Origin of the sequence: Fibrivirga algicola, from assembly GCF_011742925.1 — a bacterium.
In the GTDB taxonomy this organism is placed as follows: Bacteria; Bacteroidota; Bacteroidia; order Cytophagales; family Spirosomataceae; genus Fibrella; species Fibrella algicola.
Genome location: NZ_WAEL01000002.1, coordinates 347844 through 370836 on the forward strand (window position 1 = coordinate 347844; position 22993 = coordinate 370836).

Below are 22993 nucleotides of genomic sequence, written 5' to 3' on the forward strand. Positions count from 1 at the left end.
ACTTGTATGAAACTAGCTGAATTTAGATTTGACCTCCCCGAAAGTCTGATTGCCAAATATCCGGTTGAACGAGGCGAAGCGCGGTTGATGGTCGTTGACCGTAAAACTAAAACCATTGAACATAAGAAGTTCGGCGACATTCTGAGCTATTTCTCAGATGGCGATGTGATGGTGATCAACAACACGAAAGTATTTCCAGCTCGGCTGTACGGCAACAAAGAGAAAACGGGGGCAAAAATCGAAGTGTTTCTGTTACGCGAGTTAAACCGCGAAATGAAACTCTGGGACGTGCTGGTTGATCCCGCACGGAAGATTCGGGTAGGTAACAAGCTGTATTTTGGCGATAGCGACCTAGTTGCTGAAGTCATTGACAACACAACCTCACGCGGCCGGACGATCCGATTCCTGTTCGACGGTAACCACGATGAATTCATGAAAGCGGTGGATCAGCTAGGCGAAATGCCAATTCCACGCGAAATCATGCGCGAATCGGTTGAAGCTGATCGCGAGCATTACCAAACGGTATTTGCCCAGCATGTTGGCGCTGTAGCTGCCCCAACAGCAGGTCTGCACTTCACCCGCGCTATGATGAAGCGGATGGAGATCAAAGGCATTCACTTTGCTCCTGTCACTTTACACATTGGTTTGGGTACGTTCCGTCAGGTAGACGTAGAGGACCTGACCAAGCATAAAACAGATTCAGAGAATTTCCGGATCGAACCGGACGCCACTGCCATCGTTAATGCTGGTTTAGATGCTGGCAAGCGTGTGTGTGCCATTGGTACGACAGCCCTGAAAGCCATTGAATCGTCGGTATCGGCCAATAGCCGCCTGAAGCCCGTTGAAGGCTGGACAGACCGGTTTATTTTCCCGCCCTACGATTTCAAGATCGCCAACGCCCTGCTTACCAACATGCACCTGCCTGAATCAGTACTGCTGATGATGACGTCTGCCTTTGGTGGCCACGAACTGATCAAAGAGGCTTACCAGATTGCGATTAAAGAGAAATATCGTTTCTTCACTTATGGCGACGCAATGTTGATTCTATAAGTAGTCGTATAGAGAGTCATCGATAAAAGTCCAGAGTCTGGAAAGTCCATTTGCTAGAAGTGTATTTTAGCGGGTGCTTTTCAAGCTCTGGACTTCTTTATGGACAACTTTCCAGACTTTGGGCTCGTTTCTCTGCGACTTTCAAGACTAGACATTGACACGTACAACTCAATTCTACGCCATTATTGTGGCGGGCGGCAGCGGAAGCCGCATGAAGACCGATATCGCCAAGCAGTTTCTACTACTGCGCGGTAAACCCATTCTTCAACACACAATCGAGCAATTCCTGGCCTACTCGCCCGATATGCCAATCCGGCTCGTTTTACCCGAGCGCGATTTGATCATCTGGGAGTCACTCTGTACAACGCATCAGTTTCACCCTGCCAACGTGACTCCGATCATCGGCGGAGCAACGCGCTTTCAGTCAGTCCGCAATGGTTTGAGCAGTATTCCAACAGCAGCTGATGCCCATGGTTTAGTGGCCGTACACGATGGTGTTCGCCCCTACGTGACTCCGGCGACTATCGCCGAAAGCTTCGCCACAGCCTCGCATAAGGGTAGTGCCGTTACCTGTGTTCCCGCCAAAGACTCTGTTCGATTTATAAGCAGCGATGGAAGCAGCAAGGCCGTCGACCGCTCGCAGGTACGTCTTATTCAAACGCCCCAAACGTTCCGGCTCGACTGGTTCCGAAAAGCGTTTGCCGGTCCCGAGCAACCCCATTTTACCGACTGTGCCAGCGTGCTCGAATTTGCGGGTTACCCTATCTCCCTCATCGAAGGCGACTACGAGAACATCAAAATCACCACGCCAGACGATCTAAGAAATTAGTTTGAAGTTTGTAGTTTGGGGGTCGATGTTGCGCTGCTAATCTGACAGCTCATTAACTGGCAGCGCAACATCGACCCCCAAACTACAAACTTCAAACGTTATAATGCGCCCCAGAGAACTTCCCTCCTACTACATAGATGGCCTGCGGGCGGGTGATCGGCTGGTGCTGAGTCGCGCCATTACACTGGTAGAAAGTCAGTTGACAAGCGACCAGTTCCTGGCTCGTCAGGTTATGGAAGGTGTATTGCCACATGTTCCACAAACATCCGTACGGGTGGGTATAACGGGTGTTCCAGGCGTAGGAAAAAGCACCTTCATCGAAACCTTCGGCACGTACCTGACCGGGATAGGTAAACATCTGGCGGTCCTGGCTATCGACCCAACAAGCCAGCGATCAGGCGGAAGTATCTTGGGCGACAAAACCCGTATGGAAAGCCTCTCGATGGACCCACGGGCTTATATTCGACCGTCGCCTGCCGGGGACTCGCTGGGTGGCGTAGCCCACCGGACCCGCGAGACTATGTTGCTCTGCGAAGCAGCCGGTTTCGACGTTATCCTGATCGAAACGGTAGGCGTAGGGCAGTCAGAAACGCTGGTGCATGGCATGGTCGATTTCTTTCTGCTGTTGATGCTGGCGGGTGCTGGCGACGAATTGCAGGGCATGAAACGCGGTATTATGGAACTGGCCGACGCACTGGCGATTACAAAAGCTGACGGTGAAAATGCAGCCGCCGCTAATAGAGCCCGTATCGAATACCAAAATGCCCTTCACCTCTTCCCGCCTACAGGTACAGGCTGGCAGCCACCGGTAGTCACCTGCTCGGCAACAACAGGTACAGGGATTGCCGAGGTATGGACTATGATTGAGCAACATCAATTACGTTTAACACAATCGGGCGAGCAGATTCGACATCGGCAGGCCCAGGCTCTTGACTGGTTCCGTACACTACTGCGACAGCAGATTGAACGGCAGTTTTTTAGCCAGCCTGGCCTTGCAGAACGGTTAAAACTACTTGAAGAGCAAGTACGGTTGGGTACGTTGCTACCAACGCAGGCCGTCGAAAAATTGGTTTAACAGTTCTCGTACGACGACTTGCCACCTGATTAATCCAGGCAGTTAAGTCAACTACAAGGCCATAGCGAGCCATAAACTATAGCTTGTTCACAACCCAATCGACTGACTATCAATTCACTTTTTCCTCCACTTGAATTTAATGTAAATACATATAAACTAATATCCAGTGGGCGGTTGTTGTCTTCATGTCTTTGTACATACAATATATCCAACATGTCGACGAAATTATTTGCACCTGCTACGCTAGGAACAATTACATTGAAGAATAGGGTCGTTATGGCTCCTATGACCCGTAACCGTGCCACCGCCGGTCACGACGTGACGCCAATCATGGCGACCTATTATGCGCAGCGTGCCTCAGCAGGGCTGATCATCACAGAAGGGATTGCACCTTCGGCTAATGGAAATGGCTACGCTCGCGTACCTGGCCTTTACACACCCTCACAGGTAGAAGGGTGGCAGGCGATCACCTCTGCAGTGCATGAGAAAGGTGGCAAAATATTTGCGCAACTGATGCACACTGGCCGTGTCAGCCATTCGGCGAACATGGAAAAAAGTACCGAGATTCTGGCCCCCTCTGCTATTGCGGCAGCTGGTCAGATCTATACAGACGAATTGGGTATGCAGGATCATCCTACGCCCCACGAAATGACAAAAGCTGACATCGAGAAAACGATTCAGGAGTTTGTTGCTGCCGCTAAAAACGCAGTTGCCGCAGGCTTCGATGGAGTTGAACTTCACGGAGCCAACGGCTATTTGGTAGAGCAATTCCTGCGTCCTACTACAAACCAGCGTACAGATGAATATGGCGGTTCAACAGAGAACTACGCCCGGTTTGCTGTTGATGTTGCTACGGCCATCTCAAACGCCATTGGTGTTGAGAAAACAGGCATCCGACTGTCGCCATATGGTGTGTTCAACGATATGCCTTATTCATCCGATTACGACGCTATTGCTCTCCTTGTGGCCGAAAAGCTAAACGGCGTGGTTACCTATGTTCACCTGGTTGACCATGAAGCAATGGGTGCCCCAGCGGTTGATAAGCATATTGTAGATGCCATCCGTGACACCTTCACAGGTACGTTAATTCTCAGTGGTGGATACGATGCTGCCCGGGCAGAGGAAGTGTTACAGGCTGGCAAAGCGGAACTGATCGCTTTTGGTCGCCCATTTATTCCCAATCCTGATTTGGTAGAGCGTATGGAAAGTGGTGCAGAACTGGCCCAACCAGATTATGATACCTTTTACACGCCTGGCGAAAAAGGCTATACAGATTACCCGACTTTGGCCGAGGCCGTTGTGTAGCAAATTAATCAACCAATTTTTAAACCCCCCGGACAGTGTTGTCCGGGGGGTTTTTTATGAATATCAGTACCAACTCACGTATTGACTCAGCGTAACAGGCGTTGTCAGAGTTTATACTCAATCATGTCTGATCTACCAACCTCCTCTCTCCTTACTACGCGCTAAAGTATTTTCGCTGCCTTAAGCACTAAGATATTGTTTGGAAGCATGACCAAATCCTCACTGACTTGTTTTGGTCAGCATACGCTTAATAAATAAATCCACTAACCTTTTTAGGGCAACAATATCTTTCTATTGTCCTACTGAGTATATTTGTACACGTACAGTTTCCTATTCCTAAACCCTTTCCTTTCTTTGCCAAGCCGCTCATTAGCAGCACAAAGACTGCTAATCAACTGGTCTGCCTAACGAGTTTCGCCGTTAATCAAGACTCTTTGGTAAATCCACAACTCTGGCATCTGACGCAATGCAAAAAGGCCCTGACTAGTTAGTCGGGGCCTTTTTGCATTGCGTCAATTAGCTTATCGATTACGCATATGTATTCAGCATAACCGGCATAACCAACATCAAAATTTCTTCGTTGTCTTCTTTGTCAGCGGGGATGATCAATCCTGCGCGGTTCGGCGCCGACATTTCAAGCGAGATCATTTTCGCGCTCAGATTGCTCAGCATCTCAGCCATCAGTTTGGCATTGAAACCAATTTCCATATCATCACCCTCATATTCACAAAGCAACTTCTCGTTAGCCTCGTTCGAATAGTCAAGGTCTTCAGCAGAGATGGTCAGGCTATTAGCCTTCATCGTCAATCGAATCTGGTGCGTTGTCCGGTTAGCGTAGATCATAATCCGCTTCAGCGAGTTCAGCAGATCAGCCCGACCGATCGTCATCACATTTGTGTTGTTTGTCGGAATCGCGTTTTCATAATCGGGGAAACGCTCGTCGATCAACCGGCAAATCAACTGCGTTGAACCGAATACGAATGAGGCATTTGCCTGGCTCAGTTCAACCTTTACGTCGACCCCCTCAGGAAGCGATGTCTTCAGCAATGATAGCGCCTTACGGGGAATGATCAGCGACGTGCTGGCCGACGTTTGAATATCGGTGCGGCGGTACCGGATAAGCCGGTGCCCGTCGGTAGCTACAAACGTTGCGTTATCGCTGTTCAGTTGCAGATACACACCCGTCATGGCCGGGCGCAGGTCGTCGGTACTGGTGGCGAATGCGGTGTTGTTTACCGCGCTCAACAGAGCATCTGATGACAGCTCAACCGACTGATTTTTGTTGACGCCCGGAATCTTCGGAAAATCGATTGGGTTTTCACCCGACAGCTTGAACCGGCCGTTGTCAGTCAGGATTTCAGTACCAAATGTATCTGTATTAATATTAACCGTAATGGGTTGCTCAGGCAGGCTCCGCAGCGTGTCGAGCAGCAGCTTGGCAGGAATCGCAATAGCACCGCTTTCCGACGCATCCACAGGGATTTGCGTAGTCATGGTGGTTTGCAGATCCGACGCTGTTACGGTCAACGTACCGTCTTCAATACGAAACAGAAAGTTTTCGAGAATCGGTACGATTGGGTTGGTCGCAACCACCCCATTGATGTTCATCAGGTTCTTGAGCAGAACGGACGAGGAGACGATGAATTTCATGCGCTGGAGGCGTCAGTAGGTTCTTGTGTATTTGAACAAAAGTAGCAAAAAAAGAGGCCTTTTCTTAGCTCCAATTTATGTTTTATTGCCAGGAAAAAGGCTCGCTATTGCGCGTATCTCCGGCGGCGGATTACTTGCCATACCAGCCCACCAAGGGCAACTAAAACCAGTGGCCCAAGTACATTGATCGCCTGCCACGAGGTACGTTCTTGACCCAATTTCACGCCATCGAGTGGGCGTAACGGTACCTCTCGGGTGCGGGCTACGATTAGTCCTTCCGGATCAACCATATAATCTATGGAGTTCAGCACGAACTCTTTGTTGGCAAACTGATTTCGGGAAAATCGATCGTATCCTAAGGGCAGGGGCGCTTTTCGCTTGTAATCAACGTCATTCACAACCAGATCACCGTCGGCACAAACTAAGACTTTTCCCGCTTCACTTTTTACCTTAAAGCCCTGCGCGACCGAATCGGGCAGAAGTTGGTTAGCAAATAGCGAATTGAACTGCCCTTCCAACAACACGCTTACCAACCTAACCCCGCCCGTATATGTAGCAGGATCGGGTTGTTGTCGGGCTTCGTTGTATGATACCAGCGCAGGCAAGTTCAGCACCGTGGTATAAGGCGACGTTTTCAACAAAACAGTCTTATTGATACCCCGTGCCCGTACTGTGTCCAGTGTGCTCGTAAAACGAGCGTACACCGCATCCATATTCTTGGTGATCGGACTGTCACCAAACGAGTTCAGAACGGGGTAAAACCGCCAGGGCACCAGTTGTACATTTGGTTTGTCGCCCAACGTACCTACCGTTAGGGGAATAACGCCCGAGGTCAGGTCTTTCACCAAATTGCGATTGACACGGGCACCCCAGTTAAAGAACAAGTCATCGAGCCCTAGTGGCATAGGCTGCGCATAAGAACCCGCCACGCTCACACTATCAACCCGCTGCCCATCGACAAAGAATAAAGCCTTACCGCCCTTCACAACGTATTGATCGAGCTTGAAGACGTCTGTTTGAGAAAATGGCTGGTCAGGTTTTAGCACCAGCAAAGCATCAACACCGTCGACCGGCCCGGGCTTTCTCAAGTCGACAAAAAACAGATCGTACTGTTCCTGAATAGATGCCAGCAGGTCCGAGAAACGCTCCGGGGGCACCTGCGTATGACCGTATACCAAACCAACGCGCCGACGGCTCCCTTCGGGTTGCGTAAGCCGGCGAATGGCAGCGGCTAATTGATATTCGACGCCTTCATAGGATTGATTGAGTTGTTCGGCTGGTGAAGCAGCTTTGTTTCCTTTCAACAGCAATACACCTACTTCTTTACCCCTATAGCTGATGACTGCGCTTGGTACAATCAGTTGTTCGGTACGCGTCCCCCCCTGGTTAGCAAACAGATTTGTTGGTTGCAAACCCAGCTTCGCCAGCCGATCAAGCCGTTGCAGCTGTTCTTCAGATGTCCCTGTGATGGGATCGATGAATCGGAAACTGATACGGCTACCAGCTTCAGCTTCAAACTCATTCAGGGTTTCCCGAACCGCCGTTTCCAGACGCTTGAAGCCTGGCGGCAATTTCCCCGTCAAAAATACATCGACATGAACACGATCCGGCAGAGTGCTGAGTAGTTGGCGTGTTCCGCCCGACAAGGTGTACCGGCTGTCTTCTGTAAGGTCGACACGCGTATAAACGAACGCCGATAGTGCGTTAATTACCAGTAGGCCCAGCCCAACTAAGAGAAAGCGTTTGGTTGCGGATGACATAGGACTTACTAACGAAAAAGCCGACGCCGTTGAGGCGTCGGCTTTGCGAAAAAAAGAGGAATTATCAGAATGAGCTTACTGCATTAGCTTAATGAAATCATCGAACAGATAGCGCGAATCGTGCGGTCCGGGCGATGCTTCGGGGTGGTACTGCACCGAGAAAGCAGGCTTATCCTTACGGCGAATGCCCTCGATTGTCTGGTCATTCAGATTAATGTGCGTCACCTCCACATTAGCATGGTCCATAACTTCGTCACCTTTTACGGCAAATCCGTGGTTCTGCGAAGTCACTTCACACAATCCGGTAATCAGGTTCTTTACCGGGTGATTTAAGCCACGGTGGCCATTGTGCATCTTGTAGGTTCCAATACCACTGGCAAGTGACAAAATCTGGTGGCCCAAGCAAATACCAAACAACGGCTTTTCGGTATCCAACGCTTGTTTTACGGTCTCCACTGCATAGGGCATTGCCGCAGGGTCACCGGGACCATTCGAGATAAAGAACCCGTCTGGATTGAACGCGTGTAGATCAGCAAACGATGTTTTAGCCGGGAATACTTTGCAGTAGGCACCCCGGTCAGCCAGACTCTGAATGATACTTTTCTTTACACCCAGATCAAGTACGGCCACTCTAAACCGTGAATCCTGCTCGCCGAGCTCATAGGTAGCCTGTGTAGACACCTCCGACGACAGTTCCAGTCCTTCCATATCAGGTACGTTCGACAGTTCGGCGAAGAGCACTTCAGGATCTAGAATGACAGACGAAATAATGCAGTTCATTACGCCTTTGTCTCGGATATACCGGACTAACTGCCGGGTATCGATACCGTGGATTCCGACGATATTAGCCTGCTCAAAATACTGTTGCAGCGAACCATCGGCCAAGTGGCGTGAATAAGTCGGAGAAAAGAAGTTACACACCATTCCCCGAATTTTCACTCCTGCCGATTCTTCCTCGGCACCTAATTGGATACCGTAGTTGCCAATATGCGATGTTGTATTAACGATAACCTGACCGAAATACGAGGGGTCGGTATAAATTTCCTGATAACCGGTCATGCCGGTATTAAAGCAAATTTCACCGCCAGCCGTGCCGATTTTTCCGAGTGCAAAGCCTTTGAAAACAGTACCATCCTGCAAAACCAATAACGCTTCGGGTTGTTGTGGGCGTGTCATGAGGGTATAATTGATGTTTTTGGTTAAAAAAAAGGGTTAACCGATGACTGGCTAACCCCATTTCTTTATGACGAGTGACTTCTCACTATTCAGCAGCGGGCTTCGTTTCGTCGTCCTTCGTTTCGTCAGCAGCTGGTGCTTCATCTGTCGATGTGGCTTCAGCTACAGGAGCTTCTTCTACAACTGCAGCTGGCGCCTCCTCAACCACTTCGGCCGAAGGAGTTTCGTCAGCAGCAGCTACAGCTACAGGAGCCGCATCAGTTGCACCGGCAGCGCCACGACCTGAACCACCCCGACGGCTACGACGAGTTTTGGTTGCAGATTGCTCAGCGGCAGCGGCCAGGAGCGTTTCGTTGAAGTCAACTAATTCGATCAAGCAGGTTTCAGCCGCGTCACCTTTCCGGTTCCCCAGTTTAATGATGCGAGTGTATCCGCCGGGACGAGAAGCGATCTTATCCGACACAACGCCGAACAACTCCTTCATGCCCTCTTTGTGGTTCAGTGACTGGAAGACAACCTTACGATTCTGGTTATTGTCTTCTTTGGCACGCGTCAGGATTGGCTCAACGTACTTACGAAGCTCTTTAGCTTTCGCAACAGTGGTCTCGATCCGCTTGTGCATAATCAGCGAAACGGCCATGTTCGACAGCATTGCGTCGCGGTGCGAATGGGTTCGGCTGAGGTGATTATCTTTTTTACCGTGTCTCATTGTAGTAGTTTGTCGTTTGTCGTTCGACGTTCGAAGTGACAAACGTCAAACTTCAAACGGTAAACGTCAAACTGAGCTTATTCTTCGTCTAACCGATATTTCACAACGTCCATACCGAACGTCAGACCTTTGTCAGCAACTAGTTGCTCTAATTCCGTCAGCGACTTCTTACCGAAGTTGCGGAACTTCATCATGTCTGAAATCTCCAAACGTACCAGATCACCCAGAGTCCGCACTTCGGCTGACTTCAGGCAGTTGTAGGCACGTACAGATAGATCCAGATCAGCCAGTGACGTTTTGAGCAGTTTGCGCATGTGCAACATCTCCTCATCTACGACATTATCTTCTTCAGGCTTCACCGTATCAAACGTCATTGTCTGATCAGAGAATAGCATGAAGTGCTGAATCAGGATGTGGGCAGCTCCTTTCAAAGCTTCCTCCGGGTGAATTGAACCGTCAGTCTCAATGTCGAGCACCAACTTTTCATAGTCCGTTTTCTGTTCTACCCGCGTATTCTCAACGCCGAATTTTACGTTCTTCACTGGGGTGTAGACCGCATCAATCGGAATGTGACCAAACGGAAGTTCAGTAGCACGCGGTTCATCTGCAGGCACGTACCCACGACCTTTTTCAACGAAGATTTCCATCTCCAGGTCACGGGTGTTATCGATGTTACAAATGACCAGATCTGGGTTCAACACCTCGAATGAAGCCGTTGCCTTGCTGATATCACCAGCTTTGAGCACAGACTGACCTTTGATGTTTACCGTGATCTTGTTGTCGACCATGTCGTTAACCTTCTTAAACCGAACCATTTTCAGATTCAGGATAATTTCGGTTACATCTTCAACAACTCCCTCAATCGAAGAGAACTCATGTAGTACGCCTGGAAACTTGACGCTTGTGATGGCGTAACCTTCCAGTGACGACAACAGTATGCGGCGTAAAGCATTTCCAATCGTAACGCCATATCCCTTTTCGAGAGGCTTAAACTCAAATACACCGTGAAAGTCGTCGGCTTTTTCCATTACGACTTTATCGGGCATTTGGAAAGCTAATATAGACATACCTTTTCGTGGTTAACAGCCTAAAATTAAGTTTACAGTTGGCTGAAGCAGCTGGCAGATGAAAACTGCCAACTGCTTCAGCCAACTGCTACTTATGTATTACTTAGAGTACAATTCAACGATCAATTGCTCGTTGACGTTCTCAGGAATTTGATCGCGCTCAGGGTAGCTGATAAAGGTACCAGCTAATTGCTGCTGATCCCACTCCAGCCAGTTGAACCGCTTTGCATTACGAGCCGACAGGCTGGTTGTAATGGCTTCAAGCGACTTCGATTTCTCACGAACAGCGATAATCTGACCTGGCTTGAGCGAATAAGAAGCGATGTTCACCACTTCACCATCAACGGTGATGTGCTTGTGAGCTACCAACTGACGGGCAGCCCGACGAGTTGATGCAATACCCATACGATAAACGGTGTTGTCGAGACGGGCTTCGCAAAGTTTCAATAGGTTCTCACCAGTGATGCCTTCTTTAACAGCGGCACGGTGGAATAATCCACGGAACTGACGCTCCAGGATACCATAGATATACTTCACTTTCTGTTTTGCCTGGAGCTGCTCAGCATATTCTGAGGTCTTACGCTTCCGGCCGCGTCCGTGCATACCGGGCGCATAATTTTTCTTTTGTAAGGCTTTGACAGGGCCAATGATAGCCTCACCAAACTTACGGGCAATTTTGCCTTTTGGGCCAATATAACGTGCCATTATAAGAAATGAATAATGTGAAAGAGAGATCAGACACAACCAAATGTCGCCTAACCGTATTCATTGCTGCGGCAATTACCTGACTGTAATAAATACTACTGTGCCAAATGATTGCAATCAACTTTAACCAATACTATACGCGCCGACGTTTTGGAGGGCGGCAACCGTTATGGGGCAGCGGGGTAATATCACGGATAGTAGTTACTTCGATACCCGTGTTCTGTACAGTCCGGATGGCTGATTCACGACCAGCGCCTGGGCCTTTTACAAACACTTCTGCCTTCCGCATACCCAATTCGTGGGCAACCTGAGCGCAGTTCTGTGCAGCAGTTTGTGCTGCATAAGGAGTATTTTTCTTCGAACCACGGAAGCCCATCTTACCGGCAGATGCCCATGAGATAACCTGACCGTTCATGTTCGTGATCGAAATGATGATGTTGTTGAAGGTAGCCCGGATGTGCACCTGACCGACTGATTCAACTACGACGACCCGCTTTTTAGCTTTGTCTTTACGTTTTGCTTGTGCCATTTTCAAAAAAGTTTGACGTTTGATGTTAACAGTTTGACGTTTAAAAACGACGTACCTGAACTTCAGACATCAAACGTTAAACATCAAACTATTACTTAGTTGCTTTCTTCTTGTTGGCAACCGTCTTACGCTTTCCTTTCCGGGTCCGTGAGTTGTTCTTGGTTTTCTGACCACGAACTGGCAGACCTTTCCGGTGACGCAGACCACGGTAGCAACCGATGTCCATCAACCGTTTGATGCTGAGTTGCACTTCTGATTTTAGCGCACCTTCAACTTTAAACTCTTCGCTGATAGCGTTACGAACGGCTGTTGACTCATCGTCATTCCACTCGCTAACCTTCTTGTTTTCGTCGATACCAGCTTTTGCCAGAATCGTTTTTGCTGCGCTCCGACCGATACCATAGATGTACGTCAGCGAAATAGCGCCGCGCTTCTTATCGGGGATATCAACACCTGCAATACGTGCCATGTGCTTAACCTTGTCTTTGTTTGTAACGGGGATTCTTTTTGTTGATCACGTACAGCTTCCCTTTCCGCCGGATCACGATGCAGTCTGCACTTCGCTTTTTAATTGACGCTTTAACCTTCATGGTTGCTTGCCTGTTTACTTGTAACGGTACACAATACGCGCCTTACTCAAATCGTAAGGCGACATCTCCAACTTAACACGGTCACCGGGCAGGATCTTGATGTAGTTCATCCGCATTTTGCCCGAGATGTGTGCAATTACTTCATGCTTGTTGGCGAGTTCAACCCGAAACATTGCATTTGACAATGCTTCGAGGATCACACCATCTTGTTCAATCGAATTCTGTTTTGCCATATAGACGTTAAGCCGCTGCTGCGGCACTCAACTCGATTTCCATACTAGTTCCAGCCGTTACCGCTTCGATGTATTCGAATGTAGTGAGTATTTCGACTTTCCCTTTACGAACTGCTACGGTATGTTCAAAGTGCGCCGATGGTTTGCGATCACTGGTACGTATAGTCCACCCATCACGCTCCTGTACTACACTTTTCTTACCGAAATTAATCATGGGCTCGATAGCGAGGACCATGCCTTCTTTCAGCTTCACACCCTGCCCACGTTTACCGTAGTTAGGCACCTGCGGTTCTTCATGCAATGACTGTCCAACGCCGTGACCAACCAACTCCCGAACTACCGTGTAGCCAAAGTGCTCTGTGTACGATTGAATTGCATAGCCAATGTCGCCAATCCGGTTACCATCAATTGCTTTTGCTGCGCCAACATATAATGACTCCTTCGTGCGCATCAATAGCTTACGTGTACCAAGAGCAACATCTCCAACTGGGTACGTATAAGCACTGTCGGCGTGGTAGCCATTGCGATAAACCCCGCAATCGACCGAAATTATGTCGCCTTCCTTCAACTCATAGTCGGTCGGAAAACCGTGTACAACTACTTCGTTAACTGAAATGCACAGTGCCCCGGGAAAACGGGTAGCTGTACCATTATTGAAACCTAGAAACGAGGGAATGCCCCCGTTATCTTTTATGAACGTCTGAGCAACAATGTCAAGTTCCTTAGTTGTAATCCCCGGGCGAAGTAGCTTGGCTACCTCAGCATGTGTTTTGCCAAGTACCTGCCCGTTCTCCCGGATGATCTCAATCTCTTCGTCGCTGCGTAACGTAATCATACTTTTTATTAGGCAGGAACGCCCTCTGTACGGCCTTTCACACGACCTGACTTCATCAATCCTTCGTACCGGCGCATCAACAGATAGCTTTCAATCTGTTGCAACGTATCCAGCACTACACCAACCATGATCAAAAGAGACGTGCCACCAAAGAAAGAGGCGAAGCTCGATGTCATGCCTAACTGACTAGCTAGTGAAGGCAGAATAGCAACGATTGCCAGCATAACCGCACCGGGTAAAGTGATGTGGTCAAGGACAGTTCCGATGTACTCAGATGTTGATAAACCAGGTTTAACCCCTGGGATGAAACCACCACTGCGCTTCATGTCATCAGAAATCTGCACAGGGTTAACAGAGATAGCCGTGTAGAAAAACGTGAAGACAATAATCAGGAACGCAAACAACAAGTTATACTGCCAAGAAGTATAGTCCTGGAACGTATTGTACAGTGATGCCATTGTCTCACTCTTCTCAGCACCCAGACCAAATGCGAAACCAGGAACAAACATCAGTGCCTGCGCGAAAATAATCGGCATAACACCGGCTGCATTCAGCTTCAATGGCAGGTACTGCCGCTGACCACCTACTACTTTGTTTCCAACAACTTGCTTAGCGTACTGAATCGGGATTCGACGCACTGCCTGTGTAAGAAGTACTGCACCCATGATTACGAAGTACAGACCAACCATTTCGATAAAGAAGATGAAGATCTGCGACGTACCCCGTGATAGAGCCTCACCGTAGATAGCACCTGGGAGCCGGGAAACAATACCGATCATGATGATCATCGAAATTCCGTTTCCAATTCCTTTATCGGTAATCCGTTCGCCCAGCCACATGCAAAAGATGGTGCCGGCCGTCAGAATAAATACTGCCGCTACCGTAAACAAGGTCCGATCAATGAAAAGTGCATCGGCGGGAATTGTTGTACGGATGTACGTAATCGCTTGAATAGCGGTAACAAAAATTGTTAGTACCCGTGTGATCTGATTCAGCTTTTTACGACCTGACTCACCTTCCTTCTGCATTTTCTGGAAGTAAGGTAGGGCCAGCGTTAACAGCTGAATGGCGATCGACGCCGAGATGTAGGGCATGATGCCTAGCGCAAAGATGGATGCCTTACTAAAAGCACCACCCAAGAACGTATCCAACAGGCCTAACAACCCTTGAGGGCGCAGGTTCAAACGGGCCGGATCGACACCGGGGAGCACGATGTGCGTACCCAGCCGGAAGACCGTTATAAACAAAAGAGTGTTGAGGATACGTGTCCTCAACTCCTCAATTGAAAAGATATTCTTAATAGTCTCTATGAAACGGTTCATACAAGTCGTACGCGGCTACCGGTGGTTAAATCGCAGACTCTTTCTTAGCAATCCGCTCGATGACGGTTACTTTGCCACCTGCTTTCTCAATAGCCTCTTTAGCTGATGATGAGAAACCGTGGGCTGACACTTCCAGGGCTGACGTTACCTCACCACGGCTCAATACCTTGATAAGATCATTCTTGCCAGCTAAACCATGCTCACGCAAAACAGCGAAATCAATGGTCGTTACATTGGCAGCAGTTGCCAGTTCCTGTAATGTATCCAGGTTGATAGGTTTGTACTCAACCCGAGTTGGGTTAGTAAAACCAAATTTAGGTAAGCGACGCTGAAGGGGCATTTGACCACCTTCAAAGTTAAGCTTACGGCTGTAGCCAGAGCGTGATTGAGCACCTTTGTGGCCACGGGTCGATGTTCCGCCCATTCCGGAACCTTGACCGCGACCGACTCGCTTGCGCTGCTTAACTGACCCTTTTGCCGGCTTAATGTGACTTAGATTCATTGTCAGTTTGAATTTAAAATAGGTTGGCTTAAGCCAAATGTTCAATAGTGATCAAGTGTTCAACCTTACGGATGACACCAGCAGTTGAGGGATTGTACTCCAACACAATGCTTCGGTTGATCTTGCCTAAACCCAGTGACTGGATAGCCAGCTTCTGTGTTTTCGGACGCTTAATGGTGCTGCGCACCTGTGTAATACGTACCTGTGCCATGTTTCGTCTCGATTAACCGTTGAATACTTTCTTCAGTGACACCTGACGCTGGAAGGCAACCTGGTGGGGCAGACGCATCTTGATCAGCGCATCAATCGTAGCTTTTACCACGTTGTGCGGGTTAGATGAACCTTTTGACTTTGCCAGTACGTCATGGATACCTGCGCTTTCAAGCACGGCGCGCATGGCACCACCGGCGATAACGCCTGTACCTGGGGCAGCTGGCTTTACCAATACGAAACCGCCGCCGAAACGACCCTCCATTTCGTGTGGAACAGTGCGCTTCAACAAAGGAACCTGGAACAGGTTTTTCTTCGCATCTTCAACACCTTTGGTAATAGCATCTGTTACTTCATTTGCCTTACCTAAACCATAGCCTACTACGCCGTTGCCATCACCAACAACTACGATGGCCGCAAAACTGAAGCGACGACCACCTTTTACTACTTTGGCTACCCGGTTGATCGCTACTACGCGCTCTTTCAGGTCAGCCTCGTTTACTTTTGACGGTTTTACGTTAGATACCATTCTCTTAGAAATTGAGGCCACCCTCACGGGCACCGTCAGCCAGGGCTTTCACCTTGCCGTGATACAAATAGCCGTTCCGGTCAAAAACCACCGACTGTACATTCTGGGCGGCGGCCTTTTCGGCTAACCGCTGACCGACCTTCTTCGCTGTTTCAACTGTGAAACCGCTCACTTCGGTCTTCAATTCCATTGAAGAAGCAGACACAAGTGTCTTTCCTGCTTCGTCGTCAATGATTTGTGCGTAGATCGCCTTATTAGAGCGAAATACTGATAAACGGGGACGCGAAGGCGAACCGGATACTTTCGACCGGATGCCAAACTTGATCCGTTGCCGTCTTGATTGTTTCGTTGCTGCCATTGTATTTGATACCGACCAAATGGGCGCTTATTACTTCTTACTAGCTGATTTACCAGCTTTCCGGCGAACCACTTCACCAACGAAGCGGATACCTTTTCCTTTGTATGGCTCAACCTTACGGAGTGAGCGAATCTTGGCAGCTACATCGCCGATCAACTGCTTATCAGTTCCTTCCAGGATAACCTTTGGGTTCTGGCCTTTCTCGGTAATTGCCGTTGCTTTAATTTCAGCTGGAATCGCAAGGAAGATGTTGTGCGAATAGCCCAGGTTCAACTCCAGAATGTTATTGGCAACTGAGGCTTTGTAACCTACACCGATAATTTCTAGGTCAATTTTGAAGCCAGTGCTGACACCCACGACCATATTATTCACCAGCGCACGGTAAAGACCGTGAAGGGCCTTGTGCCGCTTTTGCTCAGTTGGGCGCGTTACCTTTACAACGCCATCTTCCAATGATACCGAAATATCACGGTCGATAGCCTGTGACAGGCTCCCTTTAGGGCCTTTCACCGTTACTACATTCTCAGCATCTACGGAGACGGTAACGGCTGCAGGCAGTTCAATTTGTTTATTCCCTACGCGTGACATAGTGTTTCTTTGGTATTAATAAACGTAACACAACACCTCGCCGCCTATGTTAAGCGTCCGGGCTTCTTTGTCCGTCATGACGCCTTTTGACGTCGACACAATGGCGACACCCAGTCCATTCAGAATACGGGGCAGCGTAGCAGCACCTGTATATTGACGAAGACCCGGACGGCTAACCCGCTGCAAATCAACAATAGCTGACTGTTTTGTAGTCGGGTTGTATTTCAAGGCAATCTTGATTGTGCCCTGAGGACCAGTCTCATCGAACTTGTAGTTCTGAATGAAACCTTTCTCAAAAAGCACTTTCGTGATTTCTTTTTTAATATTTGATGCAGGGATTTCCACTACCCGGTGCTTTGCACGGATGGCGTTTCTGACACGGGTCAAAAAATCTGCTATCGGATCTGTATTCATTTCTGCAAGGAGTTACTTGCTTGCCTGTATCTGAAAAAGGCTTGCAAAAGTACGGAAACTGTTTGAGAAATAAAACCTTACCAGCTTGACTTCGTTACACCCGGAATCTTACCGGCGCTTGCCATCTCGCGGAAGGTTACACGCGAAATACCAAATTTGCGCATGTAGCCACGAGGACGGCCTGTCAATTTGCAACGGTTGTGTAGACGAACCGGTGAGGCATTCCGTGGCAGTTTGTCTAAGCCAACGTAGTCGCCAGCCGCTTTAAGCGCAGCCCGTTTTGTCGCATATTTAGCGACTAAACCCTGCCGCTTGCGCTCTCTTGCTTTGAGTGATTCTTTAGCCATGGTTGGTTTTACTTATTTTTTGTTGCTGGCAAAAGGCATACCCAAAGCCCGCAGCAATTCGATGCTTTCCGCATCGGTGTCTGCCGTTGTCACAAAGGTGATGTCCATTCCTGAGATGCGTGACACCTTATCGATGCTGATCTCTGGGAAAATGATCTGTTCTTTAACGCCGAAGGTATAGTTCCCCCGACCATCAAAGCCTTTGTCGCTGATTCCTTTGAAGTCACGAACGCGGGGCAGAGCCACCGTAGTCAGACGGTCTAGGAATTCATACATTTTGTCACCACGCAATGTAACTTTCGCACCGATGGGCATATTCTCCCGCAGTTTGAAGTTAGATACGGCCTTCTTTGACAACGTCGGTACAGCCTTCTGACCAGTAATTGTTGTCAATTCGTCAACGCCTACATCGACCAGTTTCTTGTCGGCAACAGCGGCACCAATGCCTTTGTTGATAACGATTTTGGTCAGGCGTGGCACCTGCATGGCTGACTTATACTCAAACTTCTGCTTGAGTTGTTCAGCCACTTCGTTTACATACTTATCTTTCAATCGTGGCGTGCTTGCCATTTCTTTGTCCGTTTAGTGTGTTTTAGAACACATCAGCCGATTAGAGCAGGTTGTTCGTCTTTTTAGAAAAACGCTGCAACTTCCCTTTGTCGTTCAGGCGGCGGCCCGTCCGGGTCGGCTCACCTGTGGCAGGATCAACGAGCATCAGATTACTGATGTGGATCGTACCTTCTTCTTTACGCAGTTCACCCTGTGGATTCTGAGCCGTTGGCTTGATGTGTTTCGTGATCATTGCCACGCCTTCCACCTTTGCCCGGTCTTTTTCCCGGATCACTTCTTTAATGACGCCCCGTTGTCCTTTGCTATTTCCAGAGATAACCAATACGGTATCGCCAGTTTTGATGTGGAACTTGTGCGGAACGACTGTTTTCTTCTTTTCCATCCTGATGCCTTAGTTTAGATAACCTCGGGGGCTAGCGAAACGATTTTCATGAATTGCTTCTCGCGCAGTTCACGGGCAACCGGCCCGAAGATGCGCGTACCACGCGGCTCATCGTTGTTGTTCAATAACACAGCTGCGTTGTCTTCGAAGCGAATGTACGAACCGTCTTTACGACGTACCTCTTTCTTAGTCCGAACGACAACGGCTTTCGACACCGTGCCTTTCTTCATATTGCTTGACGGGATGGCGGCTTTGACCGTAACGACGATCTTATCACCTAATGAAGCATAGCGCTTACCTGTACCGCCTAGTACGCGGATAACCAGTACTTCTTTCGCACCGCTGTTATCTGCAACACCTAATCTTGATTCCTGCTGTACCATGGCTGCTTACTTCGCTTTCTCGATGATTTCAACTAAACGCCAACGCTTGTTCTTGCTCAACGGACGGGTCTCCATGATCCGAACCGTGTCGCCGATACCGCACTCATTGTTCTCGTCATGTGCCGTGAACTTAGTCGTGCTGGTCATAAATTTACCATACTTGGTGTGCTTCTCTTTCCGGTCAACGGCAACGGTGATGGTTTTCTGCATTTTATTGCTGGTAACCTTTCCGATCCGCTCTTTCCGGGCACTCCGCTCAACTGGTGCTGCGGCGGCTGGTGTTGTTGCTGCTGCAGGCTGAGTTTGCTCTTGTTGTGATTCCATTGCGATACGTAGCTAACGGGTTATGCCTGATTTTCCTTCTGGGTCAACTCCGTGTATAACCGGGCAATTAGCTTGCGGCTTTCCCGGATACGCATAGGGTTCTCGATGGGAGATACCGCATGGGCGAAGGTTAGCTTCTGCAATTGCGATTTTTCGGCACTGATCTGCTCGTGGAGCTGGTCGACCGACAGGGCTTTGATTTCTTGCTTTTTCATGGCTTTCTGATCTCCTGTGGCTTATGCCTCTTGTTCCTGATAGTCCCGACGAACGATGAATTTTGTCCGTACAGGAAGTTTCTGAGCGGCTAACCGCAGCGCTTCCTGAGCAGTAGCAAGCGGAACGCCGGTTGCCTCGAACATGATCGTTCCTGGCTTCACAACGGCCACCCAATACTCAGGGGCACCTTTACCTTTACCCATCCGTACTTCGGCTGGCTTCTTGGTAATGGGTTTGTCAGGGAAAATACGAATCCAGACTTGCCCTTCCCGTTTCATTGCCCGTGTTACTGAGATACGAGCTGCTTCGATTTGCCGAGCCGTAATACGACCTGGTTCGAGTGATTTAATGCCGAATGTTCCGAAGGCGATCTCGTACCCGCGTGTGGCGAGTCCTTTGATACGACCTTTGTGCATTTTGCGAAACTTGGTTCTTCTTGGCTGTAACATTGCTGTTATAGTGAGTTAAGGAATCGTGGGTTAAGTCAGGTACGTTATCGCTGTGTCCCCCACGTTTCGCTGATGTCTATCGACGACCGCCGCCGCCACCACCGCCGGGACGACCTGCGCCGCCACCACCACGATTGTTGCCGCCAGCTGCTCCGCCACGGTTGTTGCCTCCGCGATCATTGCTGTTGCCACCACGGTCATTACGACCACGGCCACCACGATCACCGCCACGCTCATCGCCCCGGTCACGACCACGACGGTCGCCACGGTCATTGCTTCCACCGGCACGATCGCCAGCTGAAGCCTGTGACATCAGTGCGGCAGGCGATAGATCACGCTTACCGTACAGCTCACCTTTGAAGACCCATACTTTAATACCGATCTTACCATATACTGTCTGAGCTTCAGACAAGGCATAATCGATGTCGGCACGCATGGTGTGTAGGGGCACACGACCTTCTTTGTATTGCTCTGAACGGGCAATTTCAGCACCACCTAAACGGCCTGATACTTTTACTTTGATCCCTTGAGCACCGACACGGATAGCCGAGTTGATGGCCTGCTTCATGGCACGACGGAATGAAATCCGTGCTTCCAGTTGCTGGGCAATCGCTTCACCAATCAGTTTAGCGTCGATTTCAGGACGTTTGATCTCGAAGATATTGATCTGAACATCTTTGCCCGTGATCTTTTTCAGCTCTTCTTTGATCTTATCAACTTCACCGCCGCCTTTACCAATTACGATACCTGGACGTGCCGTATGAATCGTAAGGGTGATACGCTTCAGTGTCCGCTCGATAACAACCCGGGCAATCGCTCCTTTAGGAATACGAGCCGAGATGTATTTACGGATTTTCTGGTCTTCAACAAGTTTGTCTGAAAACTCCTTGCCGCCGTACCAACTCGAATCCCATCCTTTTACGATGCCGAGTCGGAAACCTACTGGATTAATTTTCTGTCCCATTCGAGTTACGCGTTTTCAGATGTTTCGGGTGCCGTTTCGATTGTCGGCAAGGCGGGAGCCGCGCTATCAATCACCAGCGTAATGTGGTTCGACCGTTTGCGGATCCGGTGACCACGGCCTTGTGGGGCCGGGCGCAGACGCTTCAACATCGTGCCACCATCAACGAAAATCGTTTTGATGTACAGGTCAGCGTCTTCGATGCGCTCACCTTCGTATTTAACTTGCCAGTTGGCTACTGCTGAAAGAAGGACTTTTTGCAGTGTAACGGCAGCGGCTTGCGGTTGAAACCGCAGGATACCCAACGCCCGGCTTACACGCTGACCACGAATCAAATCGACGATCAACCGCATTTTGCGAGGTGAGGTGGGTACATTTTTAAGCTTAGCTATTGCTTCCATTTTTGAGAAGTTTTCAGTTTACCGTTTACTGTTTTCTGTTTGGATTACCAGCGAACTGTAAACTACAAACTGAAAACTGTAAACTGATTTTACCGTTTGCCTTTGTCTTTCTTCGCCGTGTGACCACGGAAATTGCGAGTAGGAGAGAATTCACCTAATTTGTGACCCACCATGTTCTCCGTCACGTAGACTGGAATGAACTTGTTGCCGTTGTGAACAGCAAAGGTGTGACCTACAAAATCAGGAGAAATCATAGACCGGCGAGACCAGGTCTTAACCACCGATTTTTTGCCCGTATCATTCAGCGCTTCCACCTTCTTATCAAGGCGGTAGTCGATATAGGGGCCTTTCTTTAGGGAACGTGCCATTTACTGCTTACTTTTTACGACGGCTGATGATCAACTTATTCGATGCGTTCTTCTTGCTACGGGTCTTCTGACCTTTTGCGAACTGGCCATTGCGTGAACGTGGGTGACCACCTGACGCACGGCCCTCGCCACCACCCATTGGGTGATCGACTGGGTTCATGGCAACACCACGTACCCGTGGACGACGACCCAACCAACGCACACGACCGGCTTTACCCATCGTTACGTTCATGTGGTCGGCATTTGATACCGTCCCAACTGTAGCTAAACATACGTTCAGCACGCGGCGGGTTTCGCCAGAAGGCAGACGCAGTACAGCATAGCGCTCTTCACGAGCAACTAACTGTGCATACGTACCAGCCGAACGCGCCATTGAGCCGCCGCGACCCGGCTGCAGTTCAATGTTGTGAACAATTGTACCGATTGGCATTTTTGCCAGTGGCAATGCGTTACCCACGTCGGGTGTTACGCCTTCGCCCGATTGGATGATCTGGCCCACCTGAATCCCCTGTGGAGAAATGATGTAGCGTTTCTCGCCGTCTTCATACTGTACCAGTGAGATACGGGCTGAACGGTTTGGATCATACTCTACCGAAACAACGGTAGCAGGCATATCAAATTTATCGCGTTTGAAGTCGATAATCCGATACATACGCTTGTGGCCTCCGCCAATGTAGCGCATCGTCCGGCGGCCTGTGTCGTTACGTCCACCTGATTTTTTCAGAGGTTCTAACAGGCTTTTTTCGGGCTTACTCGTAGTAAGCTCCTTAAAATCAGGAGCCACGCGAAAGCGAGTGCCGGGAGTTACTGGTCTTAGTTTTCTTACGCCCATGATAATGGTTCGGTTTGTCAGCCTATGGGGTCAGGCTATAAATCTCCGTAAATGTCGATCACTTCGCCTTCAGCGACGGTCACGATGGCTTTCTTAACGAGGGGAGTACGACCTGTAACAACCCGTCCGTTAATGTTTTTTGAGCGCTTCTTGCCAAGTTTCCGCATTGTGTTTACGCTTGTCACGTTCACACCATACATCTGCTCAACGGCTTTGGCTATCTCAATTTTATTTGCTTTTGGATCTACCGCGAAGGCATATTGACCTAGCTTGTTCAGCACAGCCATCTTCTCGGTTACGATCGGTCTTTTCAGCACGTCCATG

General features: G+C 49.2%; 34 protein-coding genes. 4 read left to right on the plus strand and 30 right to left on the minus strand.

What is annotated here, in order from left to right:
* Positions 1 to 6 precede the first annotated feature (6 nt).
* From queA to F7231_RS06670, 4 genes are all read left to right on the plus strand, one after another.
* On the plus strand, positions 7 to 1050 hold the full coding sequence (gene queA / locus F7231_RS06655; RefSeq protein WP_085412276.1) for a tRNA preQ1(34) S-adenosylmethionine ribosyltransferase-isomerase QueA: 1044 nt from the start codon (positions 7 to 9) through the stop codon (positions 1048 to 1050).
* Positions 1051 to 1204: 154 nt separating this feature from the next.
* Positions 1205 to 1879 (plus strand): 2-C-methyl-D-erythritol 4-phosphate cytidylyltransferase, encoded by a 675-nt coding sequence (locus F7231_RS06660; protein ID WP_198172205.1) that lies wholly within the window; start codon positions 1205 to 1207, stop codon positions 1877 to 1879.
* A gap of 103 nt (positions 1880 to 1982) precedes the next feature.
* Entirely contained in the window at positions 1983 to 2954 is a 972-nt protein-coding gene (meaB, locus tag F7231_RS06665; protein WP_166691357.1) for a methylmalonyl Co-A mutase-associated GTPase MeaB, read from the plus strand.
* A gap of 213 nt (positions 2955 to 3167) precedes the next feature.
* A complete protein-coding gene (locus F7231_RS06670) occupies positions 3168 to 4259 on the plus strand; it encodes an alkene reductase (protein WP_166691358.1) in 1092 nt (363 codons plus the stop codon).
* Between the two features lie 528 nt (positions 4260 to 4787).
* Here the strand turns inward: F7231_RS06670 and dnaN are convergent.
* The 30 genes from dnaN to rplW form a co-directional block, all read right to left on the minus strand.
* Positions 4788 to 5909 carry a DNA polymerase III subunit beta gene (dnaN, locus tag F7231_RS06675; RefSeq protein ID WP_085412272.1) on the minus strand — a complete coding sequence of 374 codons (1122 nt, stop codon included), beginning with the start codon at positions 5907 to 5909 and terminating at the stop codon, positions 4788 to 4790.
* A 104-nt stretch (positions 5910 to 6013) separates the two neighbouring features.
* On the minus strand, positions 6014 to 7669 hold the full coding sequence (gldG, locus tag F7231_RS06680; RefSeq protein ID WP_166691359.1) for a gliding motility-associated ABC transporter substrate-binding protein GldG: 1656 nt from the start codon (positions 7667 to 7669) through the stop codon (positions 6014 to 6016).
* Positions 7670 to 7744: 75 nt separating this feature from the next.
* Positions 7745 to 8845: a glutamine-hydrolyzing carbamoyl-phosphate synthase small subunit gene (gene carA / locus F7231_RS06685; protein WP_085412270.1), complete on the minus strand. Its 1101-nt coding sequence runs from the start codon at positions 8843 to 8845 to the stop codon at positions 7745 to 7747.
* Positions 8846 to 8930: 85 nt separating this feature from the next.
* Positions 8931 to 9554 (minus strand): 50S ribosomal protein L17, encoded by a 624-nt coding sequence (rplQ, locus tag F7231_RS06690; protein ID WP_085412269.1) that lies wholly within the window; start codon positions 9552 to 9554, stop codon positions 8931 to 8933.
* Positions 9555 to 9631: 77 nt separating this feature from the next.
* Positions 9632 to 10621, minus strand: coding sequence for a DNA-directed RNA polymerase subunit alpha (locus F7231_RS06695; RefSeq protein WP_085412268.1), 990 nt, complete (start codon positions 10619 to 10621; stop codon positions 9632 to 9634).
* Positions 10622 to 10720: 99 nt separating this feature from the next.
* Positions 10721 to 11326 carry a 30S ribosomal protein S4 gene (gene rpsD, locus F7231_RS06700; RefSeq protein ID WP_085412267.1) on the minus strand — a complete coding sequence of 202 codons (606 nt, stop codon included), beginning with the start codon at positions 11324 to 11326 and terminating at the stop codon, positions 10721 to 10723.
* Positions 11327 to 11459: 133 nt separating this feature from the next.
* Positions 11460 to 11855, minus strand: a complete 396-nt coding sequence (rpsK, locus tag F7231_RS06705; RefSeq protein WP_085412266.1) for a 30S ribosomal protein S11 — start codon at positions 11853 to 11855, stop codon at positions 11460 to 11462.
* A 91-nt stretch (positions 11856 to 11946) separates the two neighbouring features.
* Positions 11947 to 12324, minus strand: a complete 378-nt coding sequence (gene rpsM / locus F7231_RS06710; protein ID WP_085412265.1) for a 30S ribosomal protein S13 — start codon at positions 12322 to 12324, stop codon at positions 11947 to 11949.
* A 4-nt stretch (positions 12325 to 12328) separates the two neighbouring features.
* Positions 12329 to 12445: a type B 50S ribosomal protein L36 gene (gene ykgO / locus F7231_RS06715; RefSeq protein ID WP_085412264.1), complete on the minus strand. Its 117-nt coding sequence runs from the start codon at positions 12443 to 12445 to the stop codon at positions 12329 to 12331.
* Between the two features lie 14 nt (positions 12446 to 12459).
* A complete protein-coding gene (gene infA, locus F7231_RS06720) occupies positions 12460 to 12678 on the minus strand; it encodes a translation initiation factor IF-1 (RefSeq protein WP_009284801.1) in 219 nt (72 codons plus the stop codon).
* 7 nt (positions 12679 to 12685) lie between these two features.
* Positions 12686 to 13513 (minus strand): type I methionyl aminopeptidase, encoded by an 828-nt coding sequence (gene map, locus F7231_RS06725; RefSeq protein ID WP_166691360.1) that lies wholly within the window; start codon positions 13511 to 13513, stop codon positions 12686 to 12688.
* A gap of 8 nt (positions 13514 to 13521) precedes the next feature.
* Positions 13522 to 14835: a preprotein translocase subunit SecY gene (gene secY, locus F7231_RS06730; RefSeq protein WP_085412262.1), complete on the minus strand. Its 1314-nt coding sequence runs from the start codon at positions 14833 to 14835 to the stop codon at positions 13522 to 13524.
* Between the two features lie 25 nt (positions 14836 to 14860).
* Positions 14861 to 15337 (minus strand): 50S ribosomal protein L15, encoded by a 477-nt coding sequence (rplO, locus tag F7231_RS06735; RefSeq protein WP_166691361.1) that lies wholly within the window; start codon positions 15335 to 15337, stop codon positions 14861 to 14863.
* A gap of 28 nt (positions 15338 to 15365) precedes the next feature.
* Complete coding sequence (gene rpmD, locus F7231_RS06740; protein ID WP_085412260.1) at positions 15366 to 15548, minus strand: 50S ribosomal protein L30; 183 nt, start codon at positions 15546 to 15548, stop codon at positions 15366 to 15368.
* A gap of 12 nt (positions 15549 to 15560) precedes the next feature.
* Positions 15561 to 16076 carry a 30S ribosomal protein S5 gene (gene rpsE / locus F7231_RS06745; RefSeq protein ID WP_085412259.1) on the minus strand — a complete coding sequence of 172 codons (516 nt, stop codon included), beginning with the start codon at positions 16074 to 16076 and terminating at the stop codon, positions 15561 to 15563.
* A 4-nt stretch (positions 16077 to 16080) separates the two neighbouring features.
* Positions 16081 to 16434 (minus strand): 50S ribosomal protein L18, encoded by a 354-nt coding sequence (gene rplR, locus F7231_RS06750; protein WP_085412258.1) that lies wholly within the window; start codon positions 16432 to 16434, stop codon positions 16081 to 16083.
* A 30-nt stretch (positions 16435 to 16464) separates the two neighbouring features.
* Complete coding sequence (gene rplF, locus F7231_RS06755) at positions 16465 to 17022, minus strand: 50S ribosomal protein L6 (protein ID WP_085412257.1); 558 nt, start codon at positions 17020 to 17022, stop codon at positions 16465 to 16467.
* 15 nt (positions 17023 to 17037) lie between these two features.
* Complete coding sequence (rpsH, locus tag F7231_RS06760) at positions 17038 to 17436, minus strand: 30S ribosomal protein S8 (RefSeq protein WP_085412256.1); 399 nt, start codon at positions 17434 to 17436, stop codon at positions 17038 to 17040.
* 77 nt (positions 17437 to 17513) lie between these two features.
* The gene (gene rpsN / locus F7231_RS06765) at positions 17514 to 17783 is read right to left on the minus strand and encodes a 30S ribosomal protein S14 (RefSeq protein ID WP_085412255.1); all 270 of its coding nucleotides are present in this window, start codon (positions 17781 to 17783) and stop codon (positions 17514 to 17516) included.
* Between the two features lie 12 nt (positions 17784 to 17795).
* Positions 17796 to 18353 (minus strand): 50S ribosomal protein L5, encoded by a 558-nt coding sequence (rplE, locus tag F7231_RS06770; protein WP_085412254.1) that lies wholly within the window; start codon positions 18351 to 18353, stop codon positions 17796 to 17798.
* Between the two features lie 40 nt (positions 18354 to 18393).
* Positions 18394 to 18735, minus strand: coding sequence for a 50S ribosomal protein L24 (gene rplX / locus F7231_RS06775; protein WP_085412253.1), 342 nt, complete (start codon positions 18733 to 18735; stop codon positions 18394 to 18396).
* A 14-nt stretch (positions 18736 to 18749) separates the two neighbouring features.
* Positions 18750 to 19118 carry a 50S ribosomal protein L14 gene (rplN, locus tag F7231_RS06780; RefSeq protein WP_015334425.1) on the minus strand — a complete coding sequence of 123 codons (369 nt, stop codon included), beginning with the start codon at positions 19116 to 19118 and terminating at the stop codon, positions 18750 to 18752.
* 6 nt (positions 19119 to 19124) lie between these two features.
* Complete coding sequence (rpsQ, locus tag F7231_RS06785) at positions 19125 to 19442, minus strand: 30S ribosomal protein S17 (RefSeq protein WP_085412252.1); 318 nt, start codon at positions 19440 to 19442, stop codon at positions 19125 to 19127.
* A gap of 20 nt (positions 19443 to 19462) precedes the next feature.
* Entirely contained in the window at positions 19463 to 19657 is a 195-nt protein-coding gene (gene rpmC / locus F7231_RS06790) for a 50S ribosomal protein L29 (protein ID WP_085412251.1), read from the minus strand.
* 21 nt (positions 19658 to 19678) lie between these two features.
* Positions 19679 to 20107 (minus strand): 50S ribosomal protein L16, encoded by a 429-nt coding sequence (gene rplP / locus F7231_RS06795; RefSeq protein ID WP_085412250.1) that lies wholly within the window; start codon positions 20105 to 20107, stop codon positions 19679 to 19681.
* A 76-nt stretch (positions 20108 to 20183) separates the two neighbouring features.
* Complete coding sequence (rpsC, locus tag F7231_RS06800) at positions 20184 to 21071, minus strand: 30S ribosomal protein S3 (protein ID WP_085412249.1); 888 nt, start codon at positions 21069 to 21071, stop codon at positions 20184 to 20186.
* 5 nt (positions 21072 to 21076) lie between these two features.
* Positions 21077 to 21469 (minus strand): 50S ribosomal protein L22, encoded by a 393-nt coding sequence (rplV, locus tag F7231_RS06805; RefSeq protein WP_085412248.1) that lies wholly within the window; start codon positions 21467 to 21469, stop codon positions 21077 to 21079.
* An 89-nt stretch (positions 21470 to 21558) separates the two neighbouring features.
* Positions 21559 to 21837, minus strand: a complete 279-nt coding sequence (gene rpsS, locus F7231_RS06810) for a 30S ribosomal protein S19 (protein WP_085412247.1) — start codon at positions 21835 to 21837, stop codon at positions 21559 to 21561.
* Between the two features lie 7 nt (positions 21838 to 21844).
* Positions 21845 to 22669 (minus strand): 50S ribosomal protein L2, encoded by an 825-nt coding sequence (gene rplB, locus F7231_RS06815; protein ID WP_085412246.1) that lies wholly within the window; start codon positions 22667 to 22669, stop codon positions 21845 to 21847.
* A 35-nt stretch (positions 22670 to 22704) separates the two neighbouring features.
* Positions 22705 to 22992 carry a 50S ribosomal protein L23 gene (gene rplW / locus F7231_RS06820; protein WP_085412245.1) on the minus strand — a complete coding sequence of 96 codons (288 nt, stop codon included), beginning with the start codon at positions 22990 to 22992 and terminating at the stop codon, positions 22705 to 22707.
* Between the last annotated feature and the right edge of the window lies 1 nt (position 22993).